Origin of the sequence: Paenibacillus gorillae (assembly GCF_000513275.1) — a bacterium.
Taxonomy (GTDB): Bacteria; Bacillota; Bacilli; order Paenibacillales; family Paenibacillaceae; genus Pristimantibacillus; species Pristimantibacillus gorillae.
This window is the reverse complement of record NZ_CBVJ010000047.1, coordinates 1-24823: the sequence shown is the minus strand read 5'-3', so window position 1 is coordinate 24823 and position 24823 is coordinate 1. Positions and strand designations below refer to the sequence as shown.

The following is a 24823-nucleotide window of genomic DNA, read 5'->3' as shown; positions in this document are numbered from 1 at the left end:
TGATTTATTACAGCCAAGAGCGAAGTATGATGACGAGCAAAATGAAAAGAACGAGAATGATGCCTGTACTCGTCCTGAGACCGCCCACCGGTACGCAACCAACATTAGCACCTGCTACAGGGTATCCCACCGTTCATAACCTCCCAAATGTGAGTTTTGCGATGTGGTGAAGCACATCACATGGTTAATGTATGAAGGCAGCGCCCGTAACTATTGGACGTTTGTACCGGTGGAAATGTAATTGCGGCAAATGCCTAGTGCTTAACTGCGCCCTGGAGACCGCGGCTTCCTCCGATATTGGCGGATGTGCTTGATACGGGATTCAGCTACGGTTTCCATCGTATTGCCGGCCTGCACAGTGGAAGCGGAGCCGACCGCAGTAATGAAGATGCAGCCTACATTGATGCGTGGCGAGCAGTTGGTCCGATGGATAATGACGGCCTCGTCGTTTTCGAATGCGGGATCGTTCAAGACCGGAAGCGGCCTCTCGAATATTTCGTACGATTCGAAATAAACCGAGCCAGCTGTCTCATGTCCTTCCTCCCGCTGTACGGCAAGCGCCCGCAGTTTTGGCGTGTAGTATCCGCGATCACCCAACTGGATGATAGAGGACAAAGAGACGTCGATAATGGCAAGACCGCAGATTTCTGCTGTTCGTACGGGATAGCCGGTGTCTAGATGGCTGCTTGCCCGCATCAGGATTCACTTTCCGTTTCGGGCTCCGCCGTTTCGCCGATGGCCTGCGAAGCTCCCTCCGGACTTGGAAAAGGAACGAGCGGGCCGACGATGACGGATTCCGGCGGCGTATCGAACATGGAATATAGCGTCATATAATCGGTGTCTCCCACTTGCAGTGAGGAGGAACTGGCAACACCCAGCACTTCGATAGAGCCAACGACCAGTGCGTGGTTATATACATGGAAATGGATCATTGTGAGCGACCTCCATATTGCATATTCAAGATCAGGCCGATGCTAGGAGTTCTGCAGCTGGTGTAAGTATTGCTGCAGGGCCGCGTCGGTGTCACGGGCTGTTTTGGTAATAACATCCGCTTTGAATGCCGCCTCGGCTTCGGCGTTAAGCGGCGCCCCGTCGTGATCTTTGGCTGCCGTCTGCATATAGTAGTGAATCCGGGTAGGAAGCTGCTTGCGTATATCGTTAATAATTAAACGGCGGTGGTAAGGATCAAGAGATAGCCCGATATCGGATTCCATCTGCATCAGCTTCTGGGGAGCAGTTGTGTCTAAATATTGATTCATTTGCGCCTGCACATCGCTGTAAGGCCCTCCCGCAGGAGGCGGCGTGATACCCGGTGCGGCTGAAGGGAAAACATTCTGTTTGGCTGCAGAAAGCTGCTCGATTTCTCCCGGGGGCGATTCCGAGCCCGGTGGCGTCATGCCGATATTGAGCGTGCCCTCCAGCTTCTCTACCTTCAATTGATCGAAATGGTATTGCAGGTTTTCGATATTGTAAGTAGGTTTTGCTTCCAGCTGTTGCAGCTGCTCAATTACGGCGGACAGCTTCGTTTCGAGAGAACGGATTTGCTCCTCCTGCCGGCTAAGCCTGGTTTGAACCTCATGCAGCCAAGCATGCCAAGGGGAGTAGCCATTCGGTTGCTGCTGCATGTTGGATGGCCTCCTGTCTATGTGGGATTAGGCAGCGGAACGAAGGAAAGCGGGTTCTCCTGGCCAAGCTGCGCAGCCGGGCCCATAAATCCTCCCGTATTATAAAGCTGGGACAATGAACGGATCGAACCTGCACTCCCGATCTGAAGCACAGAGCTGTTCGAGACGCTGTCGACACGCAGCTGCTTAATCGTAATCGTCTGATGAATCGTCCAGTTCATATAAGGTTGACTCCCGTGCCGATCTCGTTCTGCGTGCTGTCCTGTACGTCAGGATCAAGCGTATTAGTTGCACTGACAGCGTTGTTTGCGTTGGCAAGGCTGCCCGTCAGGAAGGAGCCGGAGCCGGCATAGGTTTTGGAAGTGCTTGACGGCGATAGCTGCACGGAATCGCCGAATTGTACGATGGAGCTGGAGCCTGTGCTGACGATTTTGACAAAACCGACGATGGATGGCATGCGCGTTCACTCCTTTTACGGTATTACGGTATGCAACATCGTATGCGGCATTCGCCCAGAGGTTCCGCATGCAGTGCGCACTTATGTGGCGCTAACGCCCAGATCGGCATATGTTGTGAGAGGGAGGTGATTGAGGGTGGCGTCCAAATGGGATGATCTTGAACGATGGATGGAGGGGCAAAAGCTGCCTAAAGGGTTCGATTTGCTCAAAGAGCCTGATTGGGTGGAGCAATTTGTCCGTAAAATGATGACAAAAGCGCTGCCAGAAGCAGCTGGAGCGATGTCCAGCCAGGGGGATGATCCTTCTTTTTTTGAAACCCATCACTTCGTCATCGTCAAATTTCCTTTGCCGCCGGGTGTGAATCGCGATGAACTGAGGCTTTATGTACGGGAGGACCGGATTCGCATTGAAGGACTGCCAGAAAACCGGACCGAAACGGTTAAACTGCCGAAGCCTGTGAAACCGAGAATATGCCGGGCACTCGTTAAAAACGGCATTTTGCAGGTGAAGCTGCGCAAGCGTCCCGGCGCTCGGACCTATTATGAAGCGGATATTCGCTGGTAGCGCTGCTATAGCTGTTCATACTGTCACGAAATCTACCGGATTGCGGCTGGATAAACCTTGCATAATCCCTTATAATGCTATATAGCGAGCGGAACGGCAAAGGCTTACATAGCCGTTTCTATCATTACATAGGGGAGTGTAGAGCGTGTCTTTAGTCGATGTCAGCAGCGTATCGGCGACTTTATTCATACTCGGGGTCGTCTTCTTATTGCTTATATTCGGATTGCTTAGCTTTGGAATATTGAGAATGTTCCAGCAGCGCTTCCGTACGGGGTGGATCAGCTTCGCAGGCGCAATTGTCAGCTTTGTTGGATTTATGCTCATATTAAACAAGTGGTTCCTGTGACGGACCCGTCTTGCTGATTGGAGGGGTCAACTATGCTATGGACGGCTATCTGGTTTTTCATTAATATACTGTTTGTCGTTACCTTGATCATGTTCTTATTCATGCAGCGCTCCGTATCGGAAGCGGCGGCGAACACGAACGAACCGGACAAGCTGCGCCGCGCCAAGATGCGCCGCAATGCGACAGCGATTGTCTCCATCGCCTTGCTAATCGCGATGAGCGCCAGCTTTTTGATCAATATGCGGCTTAACGGGTAGGTTCAACAAGGGCCGCGGAGGTCTATGAAATGAGTTTTACGGAGGGCTCTCATTGACGAGAGTCTTTTTTTTCGTCATTATGGAGAGAGAATATCTATATGCGGAGGTTTTATTCATTGCATACGTATGAAGAAATCGTGCAGAAGATGGCAAGCCAAGGGCTGCGTATAACCGATCAGCGAAAAACGCTGGCGAAATTGTTTGCGGAGTCGCCGGGATATTTGGCGCCTAAAGCCGTTTACGAATATATGGGCAAATCTTATACCGGACTCAGCTTCGATACCGTCTATCGCAATTTGCGCGTTATGGAGGAGCTTGGTGTACTGGAGCAGGTAGTGTTCGAGGAAGGCGTCAAGTTCAAGCTGCATTGCCGGGAGCATGACCATCACCATCATATGATCTGTTTACAGTGCGGCAGAACTTATCCGATTACTTATTGCCCGATGGAGCAGACGATTGTGCCGGATGATTTCAAAGTCGTTAAGCATAAGTTCGAGGTATTTGGCTATTGCAAGGATTGCGGACAAGACGAGCCGATCCTGGGAGAAGGCTAATGTCCGGGCAGCCGAAAGCGAGAAGGGTGCTGCAGGCGCCGATCGTCTTTTACCGCAAAGTGCTGTCTCCCTTGAAACCGCCGACGTGCCGGTTCTATCCCACTTGCTCTGCTTATGCGCTTGAAGCGCTGGAGAAGCATGGCGCCGTTCGAGGGTCATGGCTAGCGGCGAAGCGAATTGCACGCTGCCATCCCTTTCATCCAGGCGGATTCGACCCTGTTCCTCCAGCGTCTGGGGAGCAGCAGCCGGATGGGCATGAGGGAGCTTGACAGGCCAGCAGGTTGCGGTTATATTTTGAACTATAAAGGTTAATAATTGCAAAATAACAGTCCGATGAACGGATAAGTACGATGATGATTTTTGATAGATCGTCCTAGGACAGAGAGCCGGGCAAGATGCTGCAAGCCGGTATAGGACAACATCGGAAAATGGTCCTGGAGGAATCGTTCTCGAGCCGCGATCTTCATGGTAAGGGAATGGCGCTAAGCCAGCGATAAAGGCGCTGCCGTCTTCATTGACGGCACACGAAGCAATGATGCGCGGTTTATCTAAGCCGATAGGCACGCATGATTGGAATTTGGGTGGTACCGCGTGAGTTCGTAACTCTCGTCCCATGTTGGACGGGAGTTTTTTGCGTTCTGTTTTTATTATTAAGGAGGAATAGAGATGACGGAATTGAACAAAAGCTTTTACATTACGACGCCGATTTATTACCCAAGCGACAAGCTTCATATCGGTCATGCGTACACGACTGTGGCGGGGGACGCAATGGCCCGCTACAAGCGGCTGCGCGGCTATGATGTCTGGTATTTGACCGGTACGGACGAGCATGGCCAAAAGATTGAGCGCAAAGCAGAAGAGAACGGAAAAACACCGCAGCAATTCGTAGATGACATTGTAGTTGGCATTAAAGAGCTGTGGGCCAAGCTGGAAATATCCAATGATGATTTCATTCGTACAACAGAGCCGCGCCATAAAGTCGTTGTGGAGCGTATTTTCGAGCAGTTGCTTAAGCAGGATGATATTTATAAAGGGGAATATGAGGGCTGGTACTGTACGCCTTGCGAATCCTTCTTCCTCGAACGCCAGCTTGTGAATGGCAATTGTCCAGACTGCGGACGTCCTGTTGAGCTTGTGAAGGAAGAAAGCTATTTCTTCCGGATGAGCAAATATGCAGACCGCCTTCTGAAGCTGTATGAGGACAACCCTCAGTTCATTCAACCGGAATCCCGCAAAAATGAAATGATCAACAACTTTATTAAGCCGGGTCTGGAAGATTTGGCCGTGTCGCGGACGACCTTCGACTGGGGTGTTAAAGTGCCGGGCGACGCGAAGCATGTCATCTATGTATGGATTGACGCGCTCTCCAACTATATTACGGCATTGGGCTATGGACAAGAGGGCGAGGAAGGCGCGAAATACGCGAAATACTGGCCTGCAGATGTACATCTTGTTGGTAAGGAAATCGTCCGCTTCCATACGATTTATTGGCCGATCATGCTGATGGCGCTTGGACTGCCGGTACCAAAAAAAGTGTTCGCGCATGGCTGGCTGCTGATGAAGGACGGTAAGATGTCGAAATCGAAGGGCAACGTCGTTGATCCTGTGACGCTAATCGACCGCTATGGTCTGGATGCGGTTCGTTATTACCTGCTGCGTGAAGTGCCTTTTGGTGCGGACGGCACGTTCACGCCGGAAAACTTTGTCGATCGGATCAACTTCGACTTAGCAAATGATTTGGGCAATTTGCTTAACCGGACAGTCGCGATGATCGACAAATATTTTGACGGTGTTATTCCGGCTTTCGCTGGTAAAGTAACCGAATTCGACGAGCAGCTGCAGCAGCTTTCCGTGCAAACGGTAGAGCAAGTAGAAGCGGCAATGGAGAACATGGAGTTTTCCGTGGCGCTTGCCGCGATCTGGCAGTTTGTCAGCCGTACGAATAAATATATCGATGAAACACAGCCTTGGGCGCTTGCGAAGGATGAAGGCAAACGTGAAGAGCTTGCTTCGGTTATGCATCATTTGGCTGAATCGCTCCGTATTGCTTCCATTCTGCTTCAACCGTTTCTCACTCATGCGCCGCGCGAGCTGTGGAGACAGCTTGGCTTGGAAGCGGGAGAACTGACAGAATGGGAGAGCGCCAAGCAATTCGGACAGCTGCCTGGCGGTACGCAGGTTAGCAAAGGCGCGCCGATCTTCCCTCGTCTGGAAGCAGCAGAAGAAGTGGCCTACATCGCTGCCGCGATGGGGGGAGGCGCTTCAGCTTCAGCTCAGGAGGAAGCTCCTGCTGCTGCTGAAGCATCCACGGCTAATACTGCTGCGGACGAAGACGAAGAAATTGAACATAAAGAAGAGATCGGCATTGACGAATTCGCCAAGGTGGAGCTTCGTGTAGGGCAAGTTATTTCTGCCGAGCCGGTGAAAAAAGCCGATAAATTGCTGAAGCTGCAATTGGATCTGGGCTATGAGCAGCGCCAGGTCGTATCCGGCATTGCCAAGTTCTACACACCGGAGCAGCTGGTTGGCCGCAAGGTGATCGTTGTAACGAACCTGAAGCCGGTTAAGCTTCGCGGAGAGCTGTCGCAAGGGATGATTCTGGCAGCTTCCAAGGGCGAGCAGTTGACGCTAGCTACGGTACCGGATGACATGCCTAACGGCGCAATCGTGAAGTAAATCGTCATAGCATTTAGCAGCCGTCAAAGGGGCAGAAGCCCCTTTGACGGCTTTTTATGCTTAGTTCTATTTGTAAAGTACAAAGTGTATAGGGTGGAATGGAGGCGAGTATAGTAAAAATAGTTATGAGATTTAGGGTTGACAGTGTCTATTAGCCGCTTATATAATGTAAATCGTAATAGTAACGATTACTAACAAGAACATAGAAATGGGAGAAGCCTACTTATGAGAAATAAAACTGCAAGCTCAATTCGAAATTTTACAGCTGCGATGCTGCTGGCTGCTTTAGTACTAGTGGCTGCCGCATGCGGCAGCGGCTCAGGCGGTAAAATAGTGGAAGGCAAGACAAACGTAGTCACGACTTTTTATCCGCTATATTATTTAGCTTCAGAAATCGGCGGCGACAAGGTGAATGCCGTCAACTTGGTGCCGGCCGGCGTGGAGCCGCACGACTGGTCGCCGAAGAGCCAGGATCTGGATCTCGCATCCAAGGCTCAGCTGTTCCTGTATAACGGTGCCGGACTGGAAGGCTGGACAGATAATTTTCTGAAAGGCTTGTCGAAGAAAAGTGAGCTCGTAACGGCTGAGATGAGCAAGGGGATTACGTTAATTAAAGGCAATCCTGAGGAAGAGCACGAAGAGGAAGAGCATGAAGGCGAAGAGCATGACGACCATGGACAAAGTCATGATCTCGACGTTGATCCGCATACATGGGTAAGTCCCAAGTCGATTATGAAAATGGCGGAAAATGTGAAAAATAGTCTCGTTGAGGTAGATCCGGCCAACAAAGCAAGCTATGAGGATAATTACGCTGCGCTGCATGCCAAGCTTGAAGCTTTGGATCAGCAATATCAGACAGAACTGTCCAAAACAGCGAAGAAAGATATCGTAACGTCTCATCAGGCGTTTGGCTATCTGGCCAGAGATTACGGTCTGAGACAGACCGCGGTGATGGGGCTGTCCCCGGATGCTGAGCCAAGAGCGCAGGATTTGCTCCAAATTGCGAAATTCGTCAAGGAAAACGACATTCGCTACATTTTCTTCGAGGAGCTGGTGTCCCCAACGCTTGCGAACACATTGGCAAGTGAAGCGAAAGTGGATACGATGGTCCTTAATCCGATCGAAGGTCTGACACCGGAGCAGGAGAAGCGCGGAGATGACTACATTACACTTATGGAAGCCAATTTGCAAAATCTGATTAAGGCATTACAATAGGATAGATAGGACAAAACTCGGCCGACGCGCCGGGTTTGTCTGCTTTGAATAGAAAAAGAGGTGTACTATGCTGCAAAATCAAATGGGCGATGCCTGTCATCAAGATATCATTTCACTCGAAGGCGTAACCTTCTCCTACCAGCAGCAGCGGGTCATTACCGACCTCGACTTCTCGGTCAAGGAGCGGGATTTCGTCGGTTTAATCGGCTCAAACGGAGCGGGGAAGACGACGCTGCTGCGTATGATCGTCGGACTGCTGAAGCCGGAGAGCGGCGTTATCCGCCTGTTCGGCGAGCCGGTCTCGCGCTTCAAGGCTTGGGATCGCATCGGCTACGTCCCGCAAAAAAATTCGTTCAACCCGTTATTTCCGGCTACAGTTCGCGAAGTGGTACTGTCCGGGCTGTACGGGCGCAACAAAATATTCCGTTCGATCGGCAAAGCCGATCAAATCAAATGCGAGGATGCGCTGCATGCGATGAATATCGAGGATCTGGCAGGCAAGCGGATCGGCCAGCTTTCCGGAGGACAGCAGCAGCGTGTCTTTCTGGCGAGGGCTCTGATCAACAATCCATCACTCCTCATTCTGGATGAGCCTACGGTTGGTATAGATACCGAAACGCAGGAAGGCTTCTTCCATATGATCAAGCATATGCATCAGCATCATAATATTACGTTTCTGATGGTATCTCATGATATGGATATGATTCGTTCTTACTTGGGAGAAAGACCGGTTGCCGAAAGCGGCAAGTTGAAATTTTACAAAAAACATTCTCATGAGCTTCAGGATTGTGTGGAGAATGATTTAACGCATAGCTTGAGAGGGCTGCGTCAGCAAATGGAGAGCAGGAAAGAGGTAGTTGCGGTTGTTGGAGATATTGGGTAGTGAGTTTTTTCAGCGTGCGCTTATCGGAGGCGTGCTGATCGGTATTACAGCGCCGTTGATCGGCATCTTTTTGGTACTTAGACGGCTGTCGATGATTGGCGACACGTTGTCTCATGTATCGATTGCAGGGGTAGCGCTTGGTTTTCTCGTCGGCGTCTATCCGGTTGCAGTTGGTTTGCTGTTCGCCATCGCCGCGTCCTTCGCCATTGAGAAGCTGCGCAAAGCATATAAAACGTATGCGGAGTTGTCCATTGCCATCATTATGTCAGGCGGTGTGGCACTTGCTTCGATTTTGTTTACACTCGGCAAAGGGTTTAACGTTAATGTTAACGGATATTTATTCGGCAGCATCTATACGCTCGGAAATATTGACCTTGTGACGATCGCTATTGTGACCGTCGTTGTTCTTATTGCAATGCGGACGCAAGTCAAGGAGCTGTTCTTGCTTACATTCGATGAGGATGCAGCGGCCGTGAGCGGCTTGCCCGTCCGGTTCTATAATGTTATGATTAGCGTGCTTACCGCACTCGTTATTAGTGCATCTATTAAAATTGTTGGCGCTTTGCTCGTATCGGCATTGCTGACAATTCCGGCAGCATGCAGCCTTATTATCGCCCGCAGCTTCCGGCAAACGATATTTGCAGTTGTCATTATCGGAGAGTTGGCTGTTGTCTTCGGCCTCCTGATCGCTGGTGTATGGAATTTGGCGCCCGGCGGCACAATTGTACTGCTTTTGATTGCAATTTTACTCGTCCTGATCCTGTTCAAGCCAGGTTTGCGGACGGGCAGTTAACTTCGACAGAGGTGCATAACCATTGAGTGACATCAATATTTGGCTGGCGTTCGGCGCCGGTTTGGCTTCTTTTATCTCGCCATGCTGTCTGCCCTTGTATCCGTCTTATTTATCTTACATAACTGGTATTTCCGTAAGTGATCTCAAGCAAAATCAGCATACGAAAAAAAGTGCGCATCCGTACGATGACGCATACGCTTTTTTTCATTCTTGGATTTTGCACCGTCTATTACACGCTGGGCTATGGCTCGAACGTGTTCGCGGAATTTTTCAGCGAATATGTGGATGTCATTCGCAAACTGTCCGCGATTCTAATTGTGCTGATGGGGCTGTTCCTCGTTGGTATTTTCCAGCCGCAAGTACTGATGAAAGAACGGAGATTTAAGATCGATCCGAACAAAAAATCCGGCTTCCTCGGCTCATTTATTTTCGGGATCGGCTTCTCCGCTGGATGGACACCTTGTATTGGCCCCGCGCTTACCGCTATCCTTGCGCTTGCCGCATCGGAGCCGGGCACTTGGTTCAAACTGACGACGGCCTATGCTTTGGGCTTTGCTATTCCGTTTTTCGCACTGGCCTTTTTCCTCGGCTCTGCGCGCTGGCTGCTCAAATATTCCTCGTTGGTCATGAAGATTGGCGGCGGTGTCATGATTTTGATGGGTATTTTGCTGTTCACTGATCAAATGACTAAAATTACGATCTGGCTCAACTTAGTTACGCCAGATTGGCTTAAGTTTTAAGACCAAGTTACGTAAAATACTCGATCTTCGCGTTCGGGAAATGTTCGAATATGCGCTCCGATATAAACATGCGGAGCGCATAGGCTTGTTCATCAGGGTAAACGTATTTACCCTGTCCCCAGCGTCCCCACTTATACTTCCGCTTTTCGATATCCATCTCCAGCTTCGTCTTCGGGTAACGCTTCTCAATAACATTTTTAGCCGTTTTCGTAAACCGGTGCTGAATAAGCTCGAAAGTGAGATCACCGTTTTGCGCTTCCTCGGGAAGCGCTTTGGCTAATGACTCCAACAGTTCCGCATACCCTTCTTCCCAGCCGTCATGCCAAATGATCGGCGCAATAATGAAGCCCATTGGATATCCGGCTTTAGCTACCTTTGCAGCCGCTTCGATACGCTGCTCGAACCGGGAGGTTGCAGGCTCAAAATGCTTGATGACATATTTTGCGTTCACGCTGAAGCGAATTCGGGTATGTCCGTTATGTTTGGCATCCAGCAGTGAATCGACATGATGGAACTTCGTCACGAACCGGAGACGGCCGAGCGGCTGTTCGCCCATGTATTCAATCAATTCGCGCAGACTGCCGGTTATAGGCTCCAAACCGACGGGATCAGAGGTGCAAGCCGCTTCGAAACGGGTAACTTCCGGTTCGCGCTCGTCGATATACCCTTGAGCCGCCTGCAGAATCTCATCGATATTGACGTATACGCGAATGTAAGGCTTCGAGCCTAACGTCGTCTGGAGGTAACAATAATGACAGTGACCCATGCAGCCTGTAGCGATAGGGATTGCATATTCGGCGGAAGGCTTCGATTGATCGAATTTTAACGTTTTCCGCACACCGACAACGAGTGTTCGCTTTGCAATGCGGTATTGCTCCAGTTCGCTGTCGCCCGGCAAGTTGGTTATCCGGTTATGGGAGGTTGTCATCCGAAAAGGAATGCCTTCCTTTTCTACCCAAGCCATAATCCGCTTGCCCTTCGGATATTCAAGCGCTCCTGGCTCAAAATAAACGAGATCGGGTATGAAGGAAAGCTCGCTTCGGTCGACGTTTGGCTTTTCAATTACCGTTAATGCCATCGTAATGCCCTCCCGTTAAAATGGATTTGGATTATTCCTTTAGTGTGAGACACCAGCGTCTTCGGCAAACAGGGAGTTATAAGAAATAGCGGCTGTCAGCGAAATGACACCCAATTGAGAATAAGTTGCAGAGCGGATTGGAAACGGTGTATGATACTAAGAGTAACGCCTGAGAGACAAGGTGTAAGAAGTTGGGTTAGGGGGTTCTTCATTGCCGACTCCGAGCATGGAAGACTACTTGGAACGTATTTATAAGCTTATCGACGAAAAGGGGTACGCACGCGTATCAGATATCGCGGAAGGGCTTGAAGTTCATCCGTCGTCTGTTACGAAGATGATCCAGAAGCTGGACAAAGACAACTATTTAATTTACGAGAAATATCGCGGGCTTGTTCTTACGAGCAAAGGGAAGAAGATGGGGAAACGCCTGGTCGACCGCCATCAACTGCTGGAATCGTTTCTGACGCTGATTGGCGTGCAGGAAGAGAACATTTATCGCGACGTGGAAGGCATCGAGCATCATTTAAGCTGGGATTCGATAACCTGCATTGAGACGTTGGTTGAATATTTCCACCGCGATCCAGCCCGCATGGATGAGTTAAAGGGCATTCGCGAAGAGTTGGAAACCTCAGAATAGCGATGAGAAAAGAAAGAAGCCTGCCGGATCCGGCAGGCTTCTTTCTTTTCTCATGTAAAAGCTTCTTACGAAGCTTCAATGATATTTCGGCGTATCGTCGTCGTCCTTACCGCCGTTAATGACACGGAACGGCACGGTACGGGACTTCGGCTTTTGCCGCGTTTGCGTCCGGTTCTGCTTGACATAAGGCTGCTTTGGATTCGCTCCCCGCCCCCAACTGGAGGGAGGAAATTTATAGAGCAGGAAAATACCGCCTAGCACCACGATCGGAATGAGATATGCTGCAGGGTTCGACGTGAAGCTGTCTAACAGCCCGATCGCGAACAAGATGACGACGATAACAGTCGTAATACTCCACCCTCGCGGAAGATTAGCCATACGCTTCCCGTCCTTTGCCTTAATTTTTAGTCATTTGCTGGTCAAGCTCCCGCATCCGGTTGAAGGAAGCGATAGATACTGCAACCTGATCATCCTTAGGCTCTTTGGTTGTAAGAAGCTGGAGCCACAGTCCAGGATAGCCAAAATAGCGCAGAACAGGCGTTTCACGCAGCGCGTTCGTCCATCTCAGCACCTCATAAGAAATGCCAAGCACGAGAGGGAGCAGCAGGATGCGGATATAAATCCGTTCCCAGATGGTATCCCAAGTGAAAATCGGAAGCGAATAGATAATGACGCCCACGATCACGGTGAAAATAATGAAGCTGCTGCCGCACCGATAATGGAGACGGCTGTGCTTTTGCACATTTTTAACCGTTAAATCCTCGCCTGCCTCGTAGGCTGTAATAACTTTATGCTCAGCTCCATGATATTGGAATAGCCGTTTGATAATTGGCGTCATCGACATCAGGTAGAGATAGGAAAGAAGCAGTATGATTTTAATAAGTCCCTCTAACAGATTATGCCCGACTTTGTTTTCGAATACATTCTCGAACAGAAGACTTTCGAGTGCAGCCGGTACCGCTGTAAAGATGAGCTTGCCGAATACGAAGGACAATACGCCTGCGACGGCTACGCCAACCAGCATGCTGAGACTCCAGCCGGAGCCTTCCTTCTTCTTCTCGGCTTGTTTTGCTGCAGCCTCCGGGTTTTTCGCTGCTTCATCAGCGGCTTCATCCTCCGCATAGTTCTCCATCGAGAAGTTCAAATGCTGAGAGCCTTTGGCGCTGGATTCGATAATGCCAACCACACCGCGTACAAGCGGAATTTTTTTCAATTGCTGTACCCAATTACGAGTCGTTCTTGGAACCTCAAGAAAGACGATTTCGTCATTTTTACGCCGAACTGCCGTTACATTCACATGTTTGCCTGCGAACATAACGCCTTCAATTACCGCTTGTCCGCCGTAAATGCTTTTGGAGTTTTGAGACAAGAGACAGGTCACCTTCCTTAAGTTGCTTGAATCCCGAACGGAACACAAGTTATCGTTGTCATTATTGCTTTTCTTCTATTGTACTTGATCTATAGGCCAATTGCCAACGGCATCGTTTGGCTTGCGCGGCGCCGCTAACTTTCCTTCCAAACGGTTAGTCAACTATCGTTTTTCACATAATAGGGCTATAACCTTTAAACGGAAAGCAGGGATACATACATGGCTAACAAAGCTGCTGGCCGAAAATTGGCGGGAAGCAAAGAAGACAGGCTGCATCACCATACGAACCCTTTCCTGTTCGAACTGACGATCGGTTTTTTTGCCGGACTAATCTGGGGCTTGATCCGCTGGATGCTGTACGAATTCAAATTTACGAAAGAGCTGCCTGGCATCATGGCGGACCCGTTTTTCCGAAGCAGCTTTCTTAAGACTTATTGGGGGATGGCTGTAGGTATTGGCTGCTACATCGTATTCTCCATTCTTGCTGCACATCTCTATTATTTTTTGTTCCGAAGGCTGCGCGGTCCATGGCCGGGAGTGCTGTACGGCTTCTTATGGTGGATCATCATTTTCGTATTGGCTGGACCCATGCTCCATATCTCTCAGCCGATCAGGACAGCGGGCTGGAATACGTTTATAACAGAACTATGCGTTTTTCTGCTTTGGGGGCTGTTTATCGGTTATTCTACTGCCTTTGAATTTACGGATGAGGCTTCGCGTGAACCTGTTGGAGCCCACTAAACAGTTTCAGCTTCTCAAGCGGCGGACATTTGTGGTAAAATGTCTTGTGATCTTTGGCGACAGGCCATAATCGGCAGGTTGGGGGTGCGAGTATGCTGAAAATTGTAGTATTGAACGGGCCGAACTTGAACATGCTGGGCATTCGCGAGCCCGGCGTATATGGAACGGAGACGCTTGCCGAGATTGAAGCCGCTCTATTAAACCAAGCTTCCGAGCTGGGCGTTGAGCTGGATTTTTTTCAATCCAACCACGAAGGAGCGCTCATTGACCGGATACATAGCGCATTCGGCAATGCTGACGGCTTCCTGATCAATCCGGGAGCGCTGACGCATTATAGCTACGCGTTAAGAGATGCTTTCTCGACAGTGGCGCTGCCCGTCGTTGAAGTGCATCTGTCTAACATTCATAAACGGGAAGCGTTCCGGCATACGTCGGTCATTGCACCCGTTGCTGTAGGCCAGATAGCTGGCTTCGGCGGACAAAGCTATGAGCTGGGACTGACGGCGCTTGTACGCAAGCTTCAGAAGGATCAGAATACAGCTTAGGAAGGAAGGAAAACGCAAATGGCGAATGCGAGAGTCGAACGACTGCGTCAATCGATGGCAGAGCAGGGCTTAGAAGCAATCCTCATCGGCAGCAGCCACAATCGGAAATATTTAAGCGGCTTTACGGGATCTTCCGGTACCGTTGTCATCACGCATCAGGACAGCTTTTTGCTGACCGACTTCCGGTATATGACGCAAGCTCCGCAGCAAGCGGCCGGTTTCAAAGTTATTGAACATGGTCCGCGTGTCATGGACAGCGTTCGCGAGCTGTTAGCTGCAAGCGGAATTCGCGAACTTGCCTTTGAGCAAGATCAGGTTTCGTACGGTGAATATGTTGCGTGGAGCGAGCAGCTTGACAATGTGGTGTTAAAACCTGCGGCTGGCTTGGTTGAACAGCTTCGAATGATCAAGGATGAAGCTGAGCTGCGCATTATGAAAGAAGCGGCGGATTTGGCCGATGCGGCGTTTAGCCATGTACAAAAACTGCTTCAGCCCGGGGTCAGAGAGTCTGACATCGCATTGGAGCTGGAAATGTACATGCGCAGCCATGGTGCTGCGTCAACCTCTTTCGAGACAATCGTAGCATCCGGAGAAAGATCGGCGCTGCCGCATGGCGTTGCAAGCGACCGGCTGATCGGCAAGGATGAATTCGTAACGCTCGATTTTGGCGCTTATTACAGGGGATATTGCTCGGACTTGACCCGTACGGTCGTCGTAGGCGAACCAACGGCTAAGCACCGGGAAATATACGGCATCGTGCTGGAAGCTCAATTGCATGCGCTGGAGCATATCCGGCCGGGCATGACAGGCAAGCAAGCGGATGCGCTCGCAAGAGATATCATTGCGAAATACGGCTACGGCGATCAATTCGGGCACAGCACCGGACACGGCCTCGGCATGGAAGTGCATGAGCAGCCTAGATTGTCCAAGCTTAGTGACATGATTTTAACCCCCGGCATGACGGTGACGGTTGAGCCCGGCATCTATCTCCCCGGCTTCGGCGGAGTGCGGATCGAGGACGATATCGTCATAACGGAATCCGGTATTAAAATATTAACCTCATCCCCGAAAGAGCTTCTTACTCTGGGTTAAGGACTATTCCAAGCAAATATCAGGAGGGAAATACAAGTGATTTCAGTAAATGATTTTAAAACAGGCCTGACCGTCGAAGTGGACGGCGATATTTTCTCGGTAACCGAGTTCCAGCACGTTAAACCAGGCAAAGGCGCAGCATTCGTGCGCTCCAAGCTGAAAAATCTGCGCAACGGCAACGTTGTGGAGAAAACATTCCGTGCGGGCGAAAGCATCGGCCGTGCTATCATCGAGAACCGTGAAGTACAATACTTGTACAACTCCGGCGATGAGTACACGTTCATGGACAACGAAACCTACGATCAATTCGCGCTTAGCGACAAGCAGCTGGAATGGGAGCTTAACTTCCTGAAAGAAAATATGAACGTAAATATTTCCAGCTACCAAGGCGAAATTATCGGTATTCAAATGCCGAACAGCGTTGAGCTGAAAGTTATCGAAACAGAGCCAGGTGTTAAAGGCAACACGGCGCAAGGCGCTACGAAAAGCGCGAAGGTGGAAACTGGCCTGAACGTTCAAGTGCCATTGTTCATTAACGAAGGCGACGTTCTGCTGGTCGATACACGCGAAGGCAAATACATTTCCCGCGCTTAGTAACGAGGGCAGTGACCGTCCAATCCTGAGGATTGGGCGGTTTTTTTCATAGTTGCATATACCCAGACAGGCGGGTAATGTGCTATAATATCGTCTTGTATGTATATGTCAAGGTTGGGGAGTGAATCAGCTTTGTCGTTGATAGTGATGAAGTTTGGCGGAAGCTCGGTCGGAACACCAGAGCGGATGCAGCGGGTTGCAAAGCGGATAATTGAAAGCCAGCAGGCGGGCAACCGCGTCGTGGTTGTCGTGTCCGCAATGGGAGATACAACGGATGATTTAATTGACCAGTCCAAGCTGATTAATCCGAATCCGCCGGCGCGTGAGATGGATATGCTTCTTACGACCGGTGAACAAATATCGGTTGCGCTTTTGTCGATGTCCATTCATCAGCTTGGCCATAAAGCGGTATCGCTGACTGGCTGGCAAGCGGGTATCCGTACGGAAGCGGTACACAGCAAGGCGAAAATTACGGACATTCGTCCGGACCGTCTGCACAAGGAGCTTGACCAAGGCAATATTGTCATTGTGGCTGGCTTCCAAGGCATGTCGGAGGATGGCGATATTACGACACTCGGACGCGGCGGCTCCGATACGACTGCAGTTGCGCTTGCTGCTGCTGTCGAAGCGGATGTATGCGAGATTTTTACTGACGTCGACGGCGTTTATTCGACGGACCCGCGCGTTGTAAAGTGCGCGCGCAAGTTGAATGAAATTTCGTATGATGAAATGCTGGAGCTGGCCCATCTCGGAGCGGCGGTATTGCACCCCCGCGCGGTGGAGTATGCGAAGCATAACAATGTAAAGCTTGTCGTTCGTTCCAGCTTTACGCATAACGAAGGTACAAGTGTGAAGGAGGAAGCGGTCATGGAGCAGGGAGTTGTCGTTCGCGGCATCGCATTTGACAAAAACGTAGCAAGAATTAGCATTCTCGGCGTTCAGGATGTTCCAGGCGTGCTCGCGAATGTATTCGGCGCACTCGCGAATAACGGAATTGATGTAGACATTATCGTGCAAAGCGGTGTGCAGGACGGCAAAGCCGACTTCTCCTTTACTTTGTCCCGCGATGACAAGGAAAGAGCGGTTGAAGTTATTTACAGCATCCGCGAGAAGGTGCCTTTCCACGAAGTAACTTCGGAGGACGATCTGGTGAAAATTTCGATCGTAGGCGCTGGTATGGTCAGCAATCCGGGTGTTGCTGCAACGATGTTCGCGGCTATTTCCGAATTGGGAGTAAGCATCAAGTTGGTCAGCACGTCGGAAATTAAAGTTTCCTGCGTGATCGCATCCGAGCCATTGGTTGACGTTGTGCGCGCATTGCACACGGCATACGGCCTGGACACAGCGGAGCAAGCTTTCGTCGGCGGACCGCAAGATCGCAGATAATTAGAATGGATTGAGAAGAGGCCATCCGCGCCATGCGGGTGGCCTCTTCTTTTGTGCACGATAATGCGCCGCTTCCGGCTTACCGAGCCGTTCTTCTAGCCGCAATTGCTTATTAGCATATCGCCATAAAGTCTTGGCACCTCATGATAGCGGTCGATGGCGGAGCAGCTCTCCAAATCTTTGCGCAAGCCAAGCTTCAACAGTTTTTTTCCGGTCATGCCCTGTTGAATCGTCTCTTTAATGGCATGGGAGCGGTCGCCGTAAAGTGCAAGCATGGCATGGCCAAAATCATCCATCTCCAGCGTTCCCCCAGTCAGCCCCTGTAATCTCTCCAGCAGCAGACCCGCGCAAAGTCCGTCCTCCAGTGCAAATTCATCATTGCTGCCCGCGCATAAAATAACGATATCCCTCCGCAATTCTAAAGCTGCTTTCGCGCAAGCTGAAGCATTAAGCATCGCACCGGCAAGTACAAAATCCGCTTTTGCCGATTTCACAATAGCACGGGTCCCGTTCGTCGTCGTTAAAATAATTTTCCGGTCCCGAATCTCTGGACTCGTATATTCATCCGGTGAAGAGCCAAGGTCGAAGCCGGGGATTTTCCGGCAGAACCGCTCTCCTCCTAGCAAATCGCCAGTCTGCCGCGCCGCGCGTGCCTCCAAAACCGTCTCTACCGGAACGACACCGATGGAGCCGGCCGCCAAAGCGGTAACGATGGCGCTGGATGCGCAAAGTACATCGACGATTAGTGCCGTTTTATGGTGAAATTGCGCCGAGCTCGCTTCATTAACACTTGAAATGACCTGAACCCGCATTTCAATGATCCGCCTTTCTTTTCATGGCATTTGCTATGATCCCTTCCATACATTACGAATCCTGCAAGCAATATATGCAGGTTTCGCTGGGCATGTGCCCGTTATTATCGGAATGAATAGGAGACAAGCCCGCATAGAGTAATAGAGAAGGAAGGAGGACAAGGCAATGCTGAATAAAATTGTGCTCAGTATGGCGTCGCTTCGCATTACTTCGGGAATGATTGAAATATGCGCTGCACTCATCATGCTGCGGATGAATCAGATCGATAAGGCGCTGCTCGTCAATTCCTCGCTTGCGCTGGTAGGCCCGTTAATATTGATTGCGACGACGACAATCGGCTTGGTTGGCCTGTCGGATAAGCTCTCATTCGGGAAGCTGGCTTGGATTGCTGCAGGAATCGCGTGCCTATTCATCGGCATTTTGAAAAAATAATAGAATCGATTCTAGCAAATAGGTGGACATATTATTGTAGTCCAAGCATACAAATGTAACTACGAAGGACAAACATCCGGGAGTGATGAGGGGATGCTGAACCGAGTGGTGCATTTGCTGCCATTGGAGCTTAAGGCAGTGCTGGAGAAGCTGCCTGAGACGGCTCTTGCGCAATTAGAGGAGATTCGGATACGGGAAGGCCGGCCGCTGGAGCTTGGGCTTCGGGGCCAGTCCCGATTTGCCGGAACTGACGGTACGCTGCGCATGGCGGCCGATGGGGCATACAAGCCAACGGGAGATATTTGCCGCAAGCTGCTTGAACGAATTACGAACTATTCGCTATATGCAATGGAAGAAGAGCTGAAACGAGGGTTTATAACCGTCGCTGGCGGACATCGCATTGGACTGGCTGGCAGAACGGTGCTGGACAGCGGAAGCGTTCGGGGAATCCGCGATATCGGCGCATTCAATATTCGTATTGCCCGGGAGGTCATCGGCTCAGCTAATCATTTGCTTCCTAAGTTGCTTGACCGAAGCCGGAAATCCATTCATTCGACACTCATTCTTGCTCCTCCGCAGCAAGGGAAGACGACGCTTGTACGCGATCTTGCCCGTTCTATCAGCTATGGCCTATGGGGACAAGGTGAAGGAGCCGGCTGGCAGGGGCGGAAGGTTGGCGTTGTGGACGAGCGCTCTGAAATCGCCGCTTGCGTGCGCGGTATACCAACCTTCGATATCGGCCCGCGAACCGATGTCATGGATGCTTGCCCGAAGGCAGAGGGGATTATGATGCTGCTTCGATCAATGTCGCCCGAGGTTATCGTTGCAGACGAGATTGGTAGAGACGAAGACGGGGAGGCAATCCGGGAAGCAAGTCATGCCGGAGTAAGCGTCATCGCCACCGCTCATGCTTACGACGTACAGGACGCGCTTGGCCGTCCGGTGCTTCGGAGGCTGCTGGAGGACGGCTCATTCCAGCAGATCGTCGAGCTGCGCCGGACGACTTCTGGCTTTATGCACCGTATCATCAGTGCAGAGTCAGCGGTCAGGAGTCCGGCCGCCAGGGAGCCTACTGCAGCGTTGACCGCGGCAGCGACTTCCACATTCAGGCGGAGCGGTGCGGATCCCGCCCCTGTCGAGAGCGGCTTGCAAAGAGGCGGTGCAACTTGATCAAGCTGCTGGGCGCTGTACTCATCCTGTTTGCCGGAACGCTGATTGGCTTCCAGCAGGCTGCGAGATTCGCTGCCAGACCTCGCCAGCTTCGCCAGCTTGCCCATGCATTGCAGCGGCTGGAGACCGAGATTGGTTACGGACATACACCTTTGCCGGAGGCACTTGGCCGGATCGCAACGGTCGTTCCTTCCCCGATAGCGGATTTGTTCTTGCTGGCAGCGGAGGGCGTTGCACATGATGACGGCTTGTCTTTCCGCGAAAGCTGGGAGCAGGCGATGAGGCAAGGGTGGGAGGCGACTGCAATGCGGGCAGGTGAGCAGGCGGTCATGCTGCGGTTAGGCTCCGCGCTTGGCATAAGCGACAAGGACGATCAACTGAAGCACTTGAAGCTGGCGCTGCTTCAGTTGAAGGCGGAAGAGGATGCAGCCAAGGAGGACCAGGGACGCTATGAGAAGATGTGGAAAAGCCTTGGCGTACTGATCGCTGTGCTCGTCGTCATTTTGATGGTTTAGTGGGGTGCCGCGGAAATGAACATGGATGTGAGCGCCATCTTCCAAATTGCAGGCATTGGCATCATTATCGCCATGATTCATACGGTGCTGAAGCAGATGGGAAAAGAAGATATGGCGCATTGGGTTACCGTAATCGGATTTGTGGTTGTATTGTTCATGGTTGTTCGGCTGTTGAACGATTTGTTTCAGGAAATTAAGACGATCTTTTTGTTTCAGTAAACTTTGAGGGAAGCCGCGAGTAGGTGAACGAAATGGAAATCATTCAAATCGTCGGACTTGCGCTGATCGCGACCGTCCTCATTCTTGTCGTTCGCGAACAGAAGCCCATGTTCGCTTTCCTGCTTGCGGCGTTTACCGGCATTTTCATCTTTCTCTATCTGATCGGCAAGATCGATATCGTTATTACGGTATTGGAGGATTTAGCGAACCGTTCCGGCATCCCGTCCATTTACTTAAAGACGATATTGAAAATTATTGGTATCGCATATATCGCCGAATTTGGCGCGCAGATTGTTCGGGATGCTGGCCAAGAAAGCATAGCTTCCAAGGTAGAGTTTGCCGGCAAGGTGCTCATTCTCGTTATGGCAGTGCCGATTATTAGCGTCATTGTGGAAACGGTAATCGGATTGCTGCCGGCGGGGGGGTAAAGAATGAATCTCGCGATGAACAAAGCGAATAATACATCCCGTACAATCCGGTTTGTCATTGCCGTATTCGCCATTTGGCTCCTGAGCGCAGCGCTTCCCTTTGGCACACCGGAACAATCGGCCTTTGCAAGCATGGAGCCAGAGGCAAGTGAGGATAAAATGCCGGCCTTGCAGCAGGACGTATTGCCGGAGGGGCTGGTAGGCAATGGAATGGACGGGGTCAGCACCGATGCAGTGGAATCCTTTTGGAAAAAGTTAAAGGATGAGTACGGCGGTTACTTTCCCGATCAGCAGATGCCGAGCTTCATGGAGATGATCATGCCGGGCGGAGAAGGGCTTAAGCTGGAAACGGTTATTAAGGGATTGCTGAGCTACTTCTTGCACGAGATTCTTTACAACGGAAAGCTGCTGGTCACGATCGTTATGCTTACTGTTTTCAGCATGGTGCTGGAGACGCTGCAGAACGCGTTTGAACGCAATACCGTCAGCAAGGTGGCTTACTCAATCGCTTACATGGTGTTAGTCATCTTGGCGGTGAACAGCTTTCACGTCGCGATCGGATACGCCAAGGATGCTATTGGAGGCATGATTCAATTTATGCTTGCGATGATTCCGCTTCTGCTGACGCTATTGGCCTCGATGGGCAACGTTGTAACCGTATCGGTGCTTCACCCCTTAATCATTTTCATGATCCATGCCGTTGGCACTTTGATCTACACCGTCGTCTTTCCACTTCTGTTCTTCTCTGCGGTCCTTCACATCGTGAGTGCTTTGACGGAAAAGTTCAAAGTGACGCAGCTAGCTAACCTACTTCGCAACGTAGGCGTTGGCGTCATGGGTGTACTCGTGACTGTATTTCTAGGTGTAATCTCGGTCCAAGGAGCAACAAGCGCAGTGACGGACGGCATTACGATGCGCACAGCGAAATTCGTAACCGGCAATTTCGTTCCAGTCGTTGGCCGGATGTTTTCTGATGCTGCGGACACCGTGATCTCAGCTTCCATGCTCGCCAAAAACGCAATCGGCATTGCAGGTGTCATCATCTTGCTTTTCTTATGTGCATTCCCGGCAATCAAAATATTGACGCTTGCGCTCATCTACAACGTGGCTGCCGCGGTTATGCAGCCGCTTGGCGACTCGCCGATCGTCGAATGCCTGCAGACGATCGGCAAGACGATGATTTATGTATTTGCTGCACTGGCGGCCGTCAGCTTAATGTTTTTCCTGGCTGTTACAATCGTGCTCACCGCCGGCAATGCGGCGATCATGGCGCGTTGACGATTCATTGATTCATTGATTCTGTGATGCTGTGATGCTGGACGGGCTTGCGGAAAGGGGCTGCTGCTGTGGTTACATGGCTGGGCGATTGGCTGAGAGATATCATTGCCGTAATCATGCTCGCCGTCTTTATGGAGCTGCTGCTTCCGAACAAGGCCATGCAGCGTTATGCCAGATTAGTCATCGGGCTGCTGATTCTGCTCACCATTCTTTCTCCGATCCTCAGATTGCTGCAAGGTGATTTCAGCGCCAGGCTGAGCGACAGTGTGCGGCAATGGGAAGCAGGCTCCGGAACGCAGGACATCAAAAGTGCCAACGCTGCAGGACATTCAGAAGGATGCGGAAAATCCTTAGCAAGCGGCGGGACAGTCAAGCAGCAGCACTAACGCAGCAGACGCTCGAGAAGGCGATGGCAAATGCGGTCTCGAAGCGGACGAATGCGAAAGTGAAACAGGTGGACGTGGAGCTGAAATGGGTGGCGGAAGGCAGCCGGCGCACACCTTACTTGAGCAAAGTGACGGTTACGATGGCAGAATCTGAAGCTGTGCAGACCGGCAAAGAGAGGGCAGCCCAAGAGCCGAAGCCGGATGTCCAGGTGGAAGAGATAGAACCAGTCGACGTGTCAATTAAGGTAGACACTGGGGCTGTGGAGTCCGATGCTGCTGGAAAAGCAGCCGTCGGGGTAAGAGGTCGCGGAGGATGCTTGGACGAAGGTGAGTCCCGCTTTGGGGCGGCAAAGTACGAGGCGTGCTGGCCGATGGCTGGGGAGTCAGTCCTGAAATCGTATTTGTCCGTCAGCCCGCTGCCGGGTAAACGAAGGCATGAACGGATCTAGCAAAGGAGGGTTAGGCAGTTGGCCAAATGGTTGCAGGGACTGGAGTCTCTCATCGGCGGAGGAGGAGGACCAGGCGGGAAGAAGCGCATAAAGACGTTGCATATTCTACTCGTTATCGGTTTGATTGGCGCAGCTTTGATGGTGATAAACTCCTTTCTCTCCTTTAACAAGGTCGAGCCTTCGGCACATGATCCGAATCCGGTTCCAACCGAGGAGGCGGCATGGAGCACCGGCGCCAAGGAGGGCAGCACATTCGATTTGATTGAGCAGCCGCTGGAGCAAAGGCTGAAGGAGATTTTGGAGAAAATTGTCGGTGTCGGTACCATAGACGTTCTCGTAACGGTTGATTCTACTGAAGAAATCGTCGTGAAGGAGAACGACAAGGAATCGCAGTCCATTACGGATGAGAACGACAAGAACGGCGGCCGCCGTCATATCACCTCCATAACGAAAGAGGGCCAGGTCGTCATAACCGAGGTGTCAGGCGATCAGAAGCCTATCGTAACGAAAACGATAAACCCGCGTATCCGCGGCGTGCTCGTCGTTGCCAAAGGCGCGGAGAATGCGACCGTAAGACGCTTAATTATAGACGCGGTGGAAAAAGGTGTGAACGTACCGGCTAATCGGATATCGGTTGCGCCAAGCAAGCAGTAAGTTTTTTCGTAGTGAAAAATTTAAATTGAATTGGGGAGGGTGTTCTCATGAACACGAAAAGACAAACGATTTGGCTCGTATCGATGCTTAGCTTGATGGTGGTACTTTCTGCTTACTATCTGTTTACTCAGGATGGCAAATCGCCAGATCTCGTAACGGACGGCTCGCAGACACAGCAAAAAGGCGGGGAAGCAACTGAGGTGGCAAAAGGGGATAACGGCATTATCATCAACGAAGTGGACGGCGGAGCGAAAACGGATAAGGAAGTTATCGAGCAATTAGAGAATGGTGGCGGGGCTGTAGCCAGCGTGTTCGCCGAAGTGCAGGAGAAGCGCCAAAAGCAGTTCAATGAGGAAGAGGACAAAATTTATGCGGCGATTTCAAATACGCAAAACAATCCGGAGGAATCTACTGAAGCAGCAAAAGCGCTCAATATGCTGGAGGAGAAGCGGGAAAAGCTGAACACAATCGAATCCGAGCTGATGAAGCAGTTCCATACTGCGATCGTCGACGATCAGAACGACCGCTATAAAGTAGTCGTCGAAAGCGAGAAGCTGGATAAGGCACAAGCGGTTGGCATCATCGATCTAGTTATCAAAACGATGGACGTAAAGGCCGACCAAGTGACGGTACAGTTCGTGCCTTAAGTTCAAGCGGATAGCTGATGGAGACCGGGAGCGGATGCTTCCGGTCTTTTGCTTGTCAGGAGTTATGGCGGGGAGTGGTTCGCAGAAGAACAAAAATGTAAAGTGGCTATGCCCCGTTAATCTGGAGTTTTACGCTACAAGTATTACGTTGGAAATATCCAACGTAGGAGCGGGAAAGCAGCGAAAAATGCGCTCTACGTTGGAAGTATCCAACGTAGAAGCGGGAAAGCAGCGAAAAATGTACCCTACGTTGGAAATATCCAACGTAGAAGCGGGAAA

The 24823-nt window shown here is 50.9% G+C and carries 36 protein-coding genes and 1 pseudogene; 27 read left to right on the top strand and 10 right to left on the bottom strand.

Annotated elements, in window-relative coordinates; translation table 11 throughout:
- Positions 1-7: 7 nt before the first annotated feature.
- The 6 genes from TY10_RS30350 to TY10_RS09230 form a co-directional block, all read right to left on the bottom strand.
- The gene (locus TY10_RS30350; protein WP_155985783.1) at positions 8-130 is read right to left on the bottom strand and encodes a sporulation protein YjcZ; all 123 of its coding nucleotides are present in this window, start codon (positions 128-130) and stop codon (positions 8-10) included.
- A gap of 131 nt (positions 131-261) precedes the next feature.
- Positions 262-696, bottom strand: coding sequence for a spore germination protein GerPE (locus tag TY10_RS09250; RefSeq protein WP_052350449.1), 435 nt, complete (start codon positions 694-696; stop codon positions 262-264).
- On the bottom strand, positions 696-932 hold the full coding sequence (locus TY10_RS09245) for a hypothetical protein (RefSeq protein ID WP_042162726.1): 237 nt from the start codon (positions 930-932) through the stop codon (positions 696-698). The genes TY10_RS09250 and TY10_RS09245 overlap by 1 nt, the downstream gene beginning before the upstream one ends.
- A gap of 42 nt (positions 933-974) precedes the next feature.
- Positions 975-1625 carry a spore germination protein GerPC gene (gerPC, locus tag TY10_RS09240; protein ID WP_042162725.1) on the bottom strand — a complete coding sequence of 217 codons (651 nt, stop codon included), beginning with the start codon at positions 1623-1625 and terminating at the stop codon, positions 975-977.
- A gap of 17 nt (positions 1626-1642) precedes the next feature.
- Positions 1643-1846 carry a spore germination protein GerPB gene (locus tag TY10_RS09235; RefSeq protein ID WP_042162724.1) on the bottom strand — a complete coding sequence of 68 codons (204 nt, stop codon included), beginning with the start codon at positions 1844-1846 and terminating at the stop codon, positions 1643-1645.
- Positions 1843-2082, bottom strand: a complete 240-nt coding sequence (locus tag TY10_RS09230) for a spore germination protein (protein ID WP_042162723.1) — start codon at positions 2080-2082, stop codon at positions 1843-1845. Before TY10_RS09230 ends, TY10_RS09235 begins: the two co-directional genes overlap by 4 nt.
- A gap of 136 nt (positions 2083-2218) precedes the next feature.
- Between TY10_RS09230 and TY10_RS09225 the strand changes: the two genes are divergently transcribed.
- The 10 genes and pseudogenes from TY10_RS09225 to TY10_RS09180 all read left to right on the top strand — a co-directional run bounded on the left by TY10_RS09225 (position 2219) and on the right by TY10_RS09180 (position 10111).
- Positions 2219-2647, top strand: coding sequence for an Hsp20/alpha crystallin family protein (locus TY10_RS09225; protein ID WP_042162722.1), 429 nt, complete (start codon positions 2219-2221; stop codon positions 2645-2647).
- Positions 2648-2792: 145 nt separating this feature from the next.
- Positions 2793-2993: a hypothetical protein gene (locus TY10_RS09220; RefSeq protein WP_042162721.1), complete on the top strand. Its 201-nt coding sequence runs from the start codon at positions 2793-2795 to the stop codon at positions 2991-2993.
- A gap of 32 nt (positions 2994-3025) precedes the next feature.
- Positions 3026-3250, top strand: coding sequence for a hypothetical protein (locus tag TY10_RS09215; protein ID WP_042162719.1), 225 nt, complete (start codon positions 3026-3028; stop codon positions 3248-3250).
- Positions 3251-3396: 146 nt separating this feature from the next.
- Positions 3397-3804: a Fur family transcriptional regulator gene (locus TY10_RS09210; RefSeq protein WP_420329391.1), complete on the top strand. Its 408-nt coding sequence runs from the start codon at positions 3397-3399 to the stop codon at positions 3802-3804.
- Entirely contained in the window at positions 3804-4073 is a 270-nt protein-coding gene (yidD, locus tag TY10_RS09205) for a membrane protein insertion efficiency factor YidD (protein ID WP_042162717.1), read from the top strand. Before TY10_RS09210 ends, yidD begins: the two co-directional genes overlap by 1 nt.
- Positions 4074-4470: 397 nt before the next feature.
- Entirely contained in the window at positions 4471-6480 is a 2010-nt protein-coding gene (gene metG / locus TY10_RS09200) for a methionine--tRNA ligase (RefSeq protein ID WP_042162716.1), read from the top strand.
- A 225-nt stretch (positions 6481-6705) separates the two neighbouring features.
- Positions 6706-7695, top strand: coding sequence for a metal ABC transporter substrate-binding protein (locus tag TY10_RS09195; RefSeq protein ID WP_042162715.1), 990 nt, complete (start codon positions 6706-6708; stop codon positions 7693-7695).
- Positions 7696-7762: 67 nt separating this feature from the next.
- Entirely contained in the window at positions 7763-8578 is an 816-nt protein-coding gene (locus TY10_RS09190; protein ID WP_081735176.1) for a metal ABC transporter ATP-binding protein, read from the top strand.
- Complete coding sequence (locus TY10_RS09185; protein WP_042162731.1) at positions 8562-9371, top strand: metal ABC transporter permease; 810 nt, start codon at positions 8562-8564, stop codon at positions 9369-9371. Before TY10_RS09190 ends, TY10_RS09185 begins: the two co-directional genes overlap by 17 nt.
- A gap of 22 nt (positions 9372-9393) precedes the next feature.
- Positions 9394-10111: pseudogene (locus tag TY10_RS09180) on the top strand (cytochrome c biogenesis CcdA family protein).
- 7 nt (positions 10112-10118) lie between these two features.
- Here the strand turns inward: TY10_RS09180 and splB are convergent.
- Positions 10119-11189, bottom strand: a complete 1071-nt coding sequence (gene splB / locus TY10_RS09175) for a spore photoproduct lyase (protein WP_042162714.1) — start codon at positions 11187-11189, stop codon at positions 10119-10121.
- A 211-nt stretch (positions 11190-11400) separates the two neighbouring features.
- Here splB and mntR point away from each other — a divergent pair, with 211 nt between their 5' ends.
- Complete coding sequence (gene mntR, locus TY10_RS09170; protein ID WP_042162713.1) at positions 11401-11826, top strand: transcriptional regulator MntR; 426 nt, start codon at positions 11401-11403, stop codon at positions 11824-11826.
- A 75-nt stretch (positions 11827-11901) separates the two neighbouring features.
- Here the strand turns inward: mntR and TY10_RS09165 are convergent, their stop codons facing one another.
- Both TY10_RS09165 and TY10_RS09160 read right to left on the bottom strand, forming a co-directional pair.
- On the bottom strand, positions 11902-12204 hold the full coding sequence (locus tag TY10_RS09165) for a hypothetical protein (protein WP_042162712.1): 303 nt from the start codon (positions 12202-12204) through the stop codon (positions 11902-11904).
- A 19-nt stretch (positions 12205-12223) separates the two neighbouring features.
- Positions 12224-13195: a DUF1385 domain-containing protein gene (locus TY10_RS09160; RefSeq protein ID WP_202903169.1), complete on the bottom strand. Its 972-nt coding sequence runs from the start codon at positions 13193-13195 to the stop codon at positions 12224-12226.
- 219 nt (positions 13196-13414) lie between these two features.
- On the opposite strand from TY10_RS09160, the gene TY10_RS09155 reads away from it, so the two are divergent.
- The 5 genes from TY10_RS09155 (at position 13415) to TY10_RS09135 (ending at position 17553) form a co-directional block, all read left to right on the top strand.
- On the top strand, positions 13415-13936 hold the full coding sequence (locus TY10_RS09155; protein WP_081735175.1) for a YqhR family membrane protein: 522 nt from the start codon (positions 13415-13417) through the stop codon (positions 13934-13936).
- 92 nt (positions 13937-14028) lie between these two features.
- Positions 14029-14481: a type II 3-dehydroquinate dehydratase gene (gene aroQ, locus TY10_RS09150; protein ID WP_042162711.1), complete on the top strand. Its 453-nt coding sequence runs from the start codon at positions 14029-14031 to the stop codon at positions 14479-14481.
- 18 nt (positions 14482-14499) lie between these two features.
- A complete protein-coding gene (locus TY10_RS09145) occupies positions 14500-15573 on the top strand; it encodes a M24 family metallopeptidase (protein WP_042162710.1) in 1074 nt (357 codons plus the stop codon).
- A gap of 36 nt (positions 15574-15609) precedes the next feature.
- Positions 15610-16167 carry an elongation factor P gene (efp, locus tag TY10_RS09140; protein ID WP_042162709.1) on the top strand — a complete coding sequence of 186 codons (558 nt, stop codon included), beginning with the start codon at positions 15610-15612 and terminating at the stop codon, positions 16165-16167.
- A gap of 132 nt (positions 16168-16299) precedes the next feature.
- Entirely contained in the window at positions 16300-17553 is a 1254-nt protein-coding gene (locus tag TY10_RS09135) for an aspartate kinase (protein ID WP_042162708.1), read from the top strand.
- Positions 17554-17648: 95 nt separating this feature from the next.
- Here the strand turns inward: TY10_RS09135 and TY10_RS09130 are convergent, their stop codons facing one another.
- Positions 17649-18365 (bottom strand): 2-phosphosulfolactate phosphatase, encoded by a 717-nt coding sequence (locus TY10_RS09130; RefSeq protein WP_042162707.1) that lies wholly within the window; start codon positions 18363-18365, stop codon positions 17649-17651.
- Positions 18366-18531: 166 nt separating this feature from the next.
- On the opposite strand from TY10_RS09130, the gene TY10_RS09125 reads away from it, so the two are divergent.
- The 11 genes from TY10_RS09125 to TY10_RS31420 all read left to right on the top strand — a co-directional run.
- Positions 18532-18798: a YqhV family protein gene (locus tag TY10_RS09125; RefSeq protein ID WP_042162706.1), complete on the top strand. Its 267-nt coding sequence runs from the start codon at positions 18532-18534 to the stop codon at positions 18796-18798.
- Positions 18799-18891: 93 nt separating this feature from the next.
- Positions 18892-19968 (top strand): stage III sporulation protein AA, encoded by a 1077-nt coding sequence (gene spoIIIAA / locus TY10_RS09120; RefSeq protein ID WP_042162704.1) that lies wholly within the window; start codon positions 18892-18894, stop codon positions 19966-19968.
- A complete protein-coding gene (gene spoIIIAB, locus TY10_RS09115) occupies positions 19965-20483 on the top strand; it encodes a stage III sporulation protein SpoIIIAB (RefSeq protein WP_042162703.1) in 519 nt (172 codons plus the stop codon). The genes spoIIIAA and spoIIIAB overlap by 4 nt, the downstream gene beginning before the upstream one ends.
- Before the next feature lie 15 nt (positions 20484-20498).
- A complete protein-coding gene (spoIIIAC, locus tag TY10_RS09110; RefSeq protein WP_042162702.1) occupies positions 20499-20702 on the top strand; it encodes a stage III sporulation protein AC in 204 nt (67 codons plus the stop codon).
- 32 nt (positions 20703-20734) lie between these two features.
- Positions 20735-21130, top strand: a complete 396-nt coding sequence (gene spoIIIAD, locus TY10_RS09105) for a stage III sporulation protein AD (protein WP_042162728.1) — start codon at positions 20735-20737, stop codon at positions 21128-21130.
- A gap of 3 nt (positions 21131-21133) precedes the next feature.
- On the top strand, positions 21134-22408 hold the full coding sequence (spoIIIAE, locus tag TY10_RS09100) for a stage III sporulation protein AE (RefSeq protein ID WP_238327519.1): 1275 nt from the start codon (positions 21134-21136) through the stop codon (positions 22406-22408).
- Between the two features lie 68 nt (positions 22409-22476).
- The gene (gene spoIIIAF, locus TY10_RS09095; RefSeq protein WP_042162701.1) at positions 22477-22794 is read left to right on the top strand and encodes a stage III sporulation protein AF; all 318 of its coding nucleotides are present in this window, start codon (positions 22477-22479) and stop codon (positions 22792-22794) included.
- Positions 22746-23243: a hypothetical protein gene (locus TY10_RS09090; RefSeq protein ID WP_155985782.1), complete on the top strand. Its 498-nt coding sequence runs from the start codon at positions 22746-22748 to the stop codon at positions 23241-23243. The genes spoIIIAF and TY10_RS09090 overlap by 49 nt, the downstream gene beginning before the upstream one ends.
- Positions 23244-23261: 18 nt before the next feature.
- Positions 23262-23897, top strand: coding sequence for a stage III sporulation protein AG (gene spoIIIAG / locus TY10_RS09085; RefSeq protein ID WP_042162699.1), 636 nt, complete (start codon positions 23262-23264; stop codon positions 23895-23897).
- A gap of 47 nt (positions 23898-23944) precedes the next feature.
- The gene (locus TY10_RS30995; protein ID WP_042162697.1) at positions 23945-24544 is read left to right on the top strand and encodes a SpoIIIAH-like family protein; all 600 of its coding nucleotides are present in this window, start codon (positions 23945-23947) and stop codon (positions 24542-24544) included.
- A gap of 64 nt (positions 24545-24608) precedes the next feature.
- Positions 24609-24823: hypothetical protein (locus TY10_RS31420; protein ID WP_238327518.1), on the top strand; the 215-nt coding region annotated here is incomplete at its 3' end.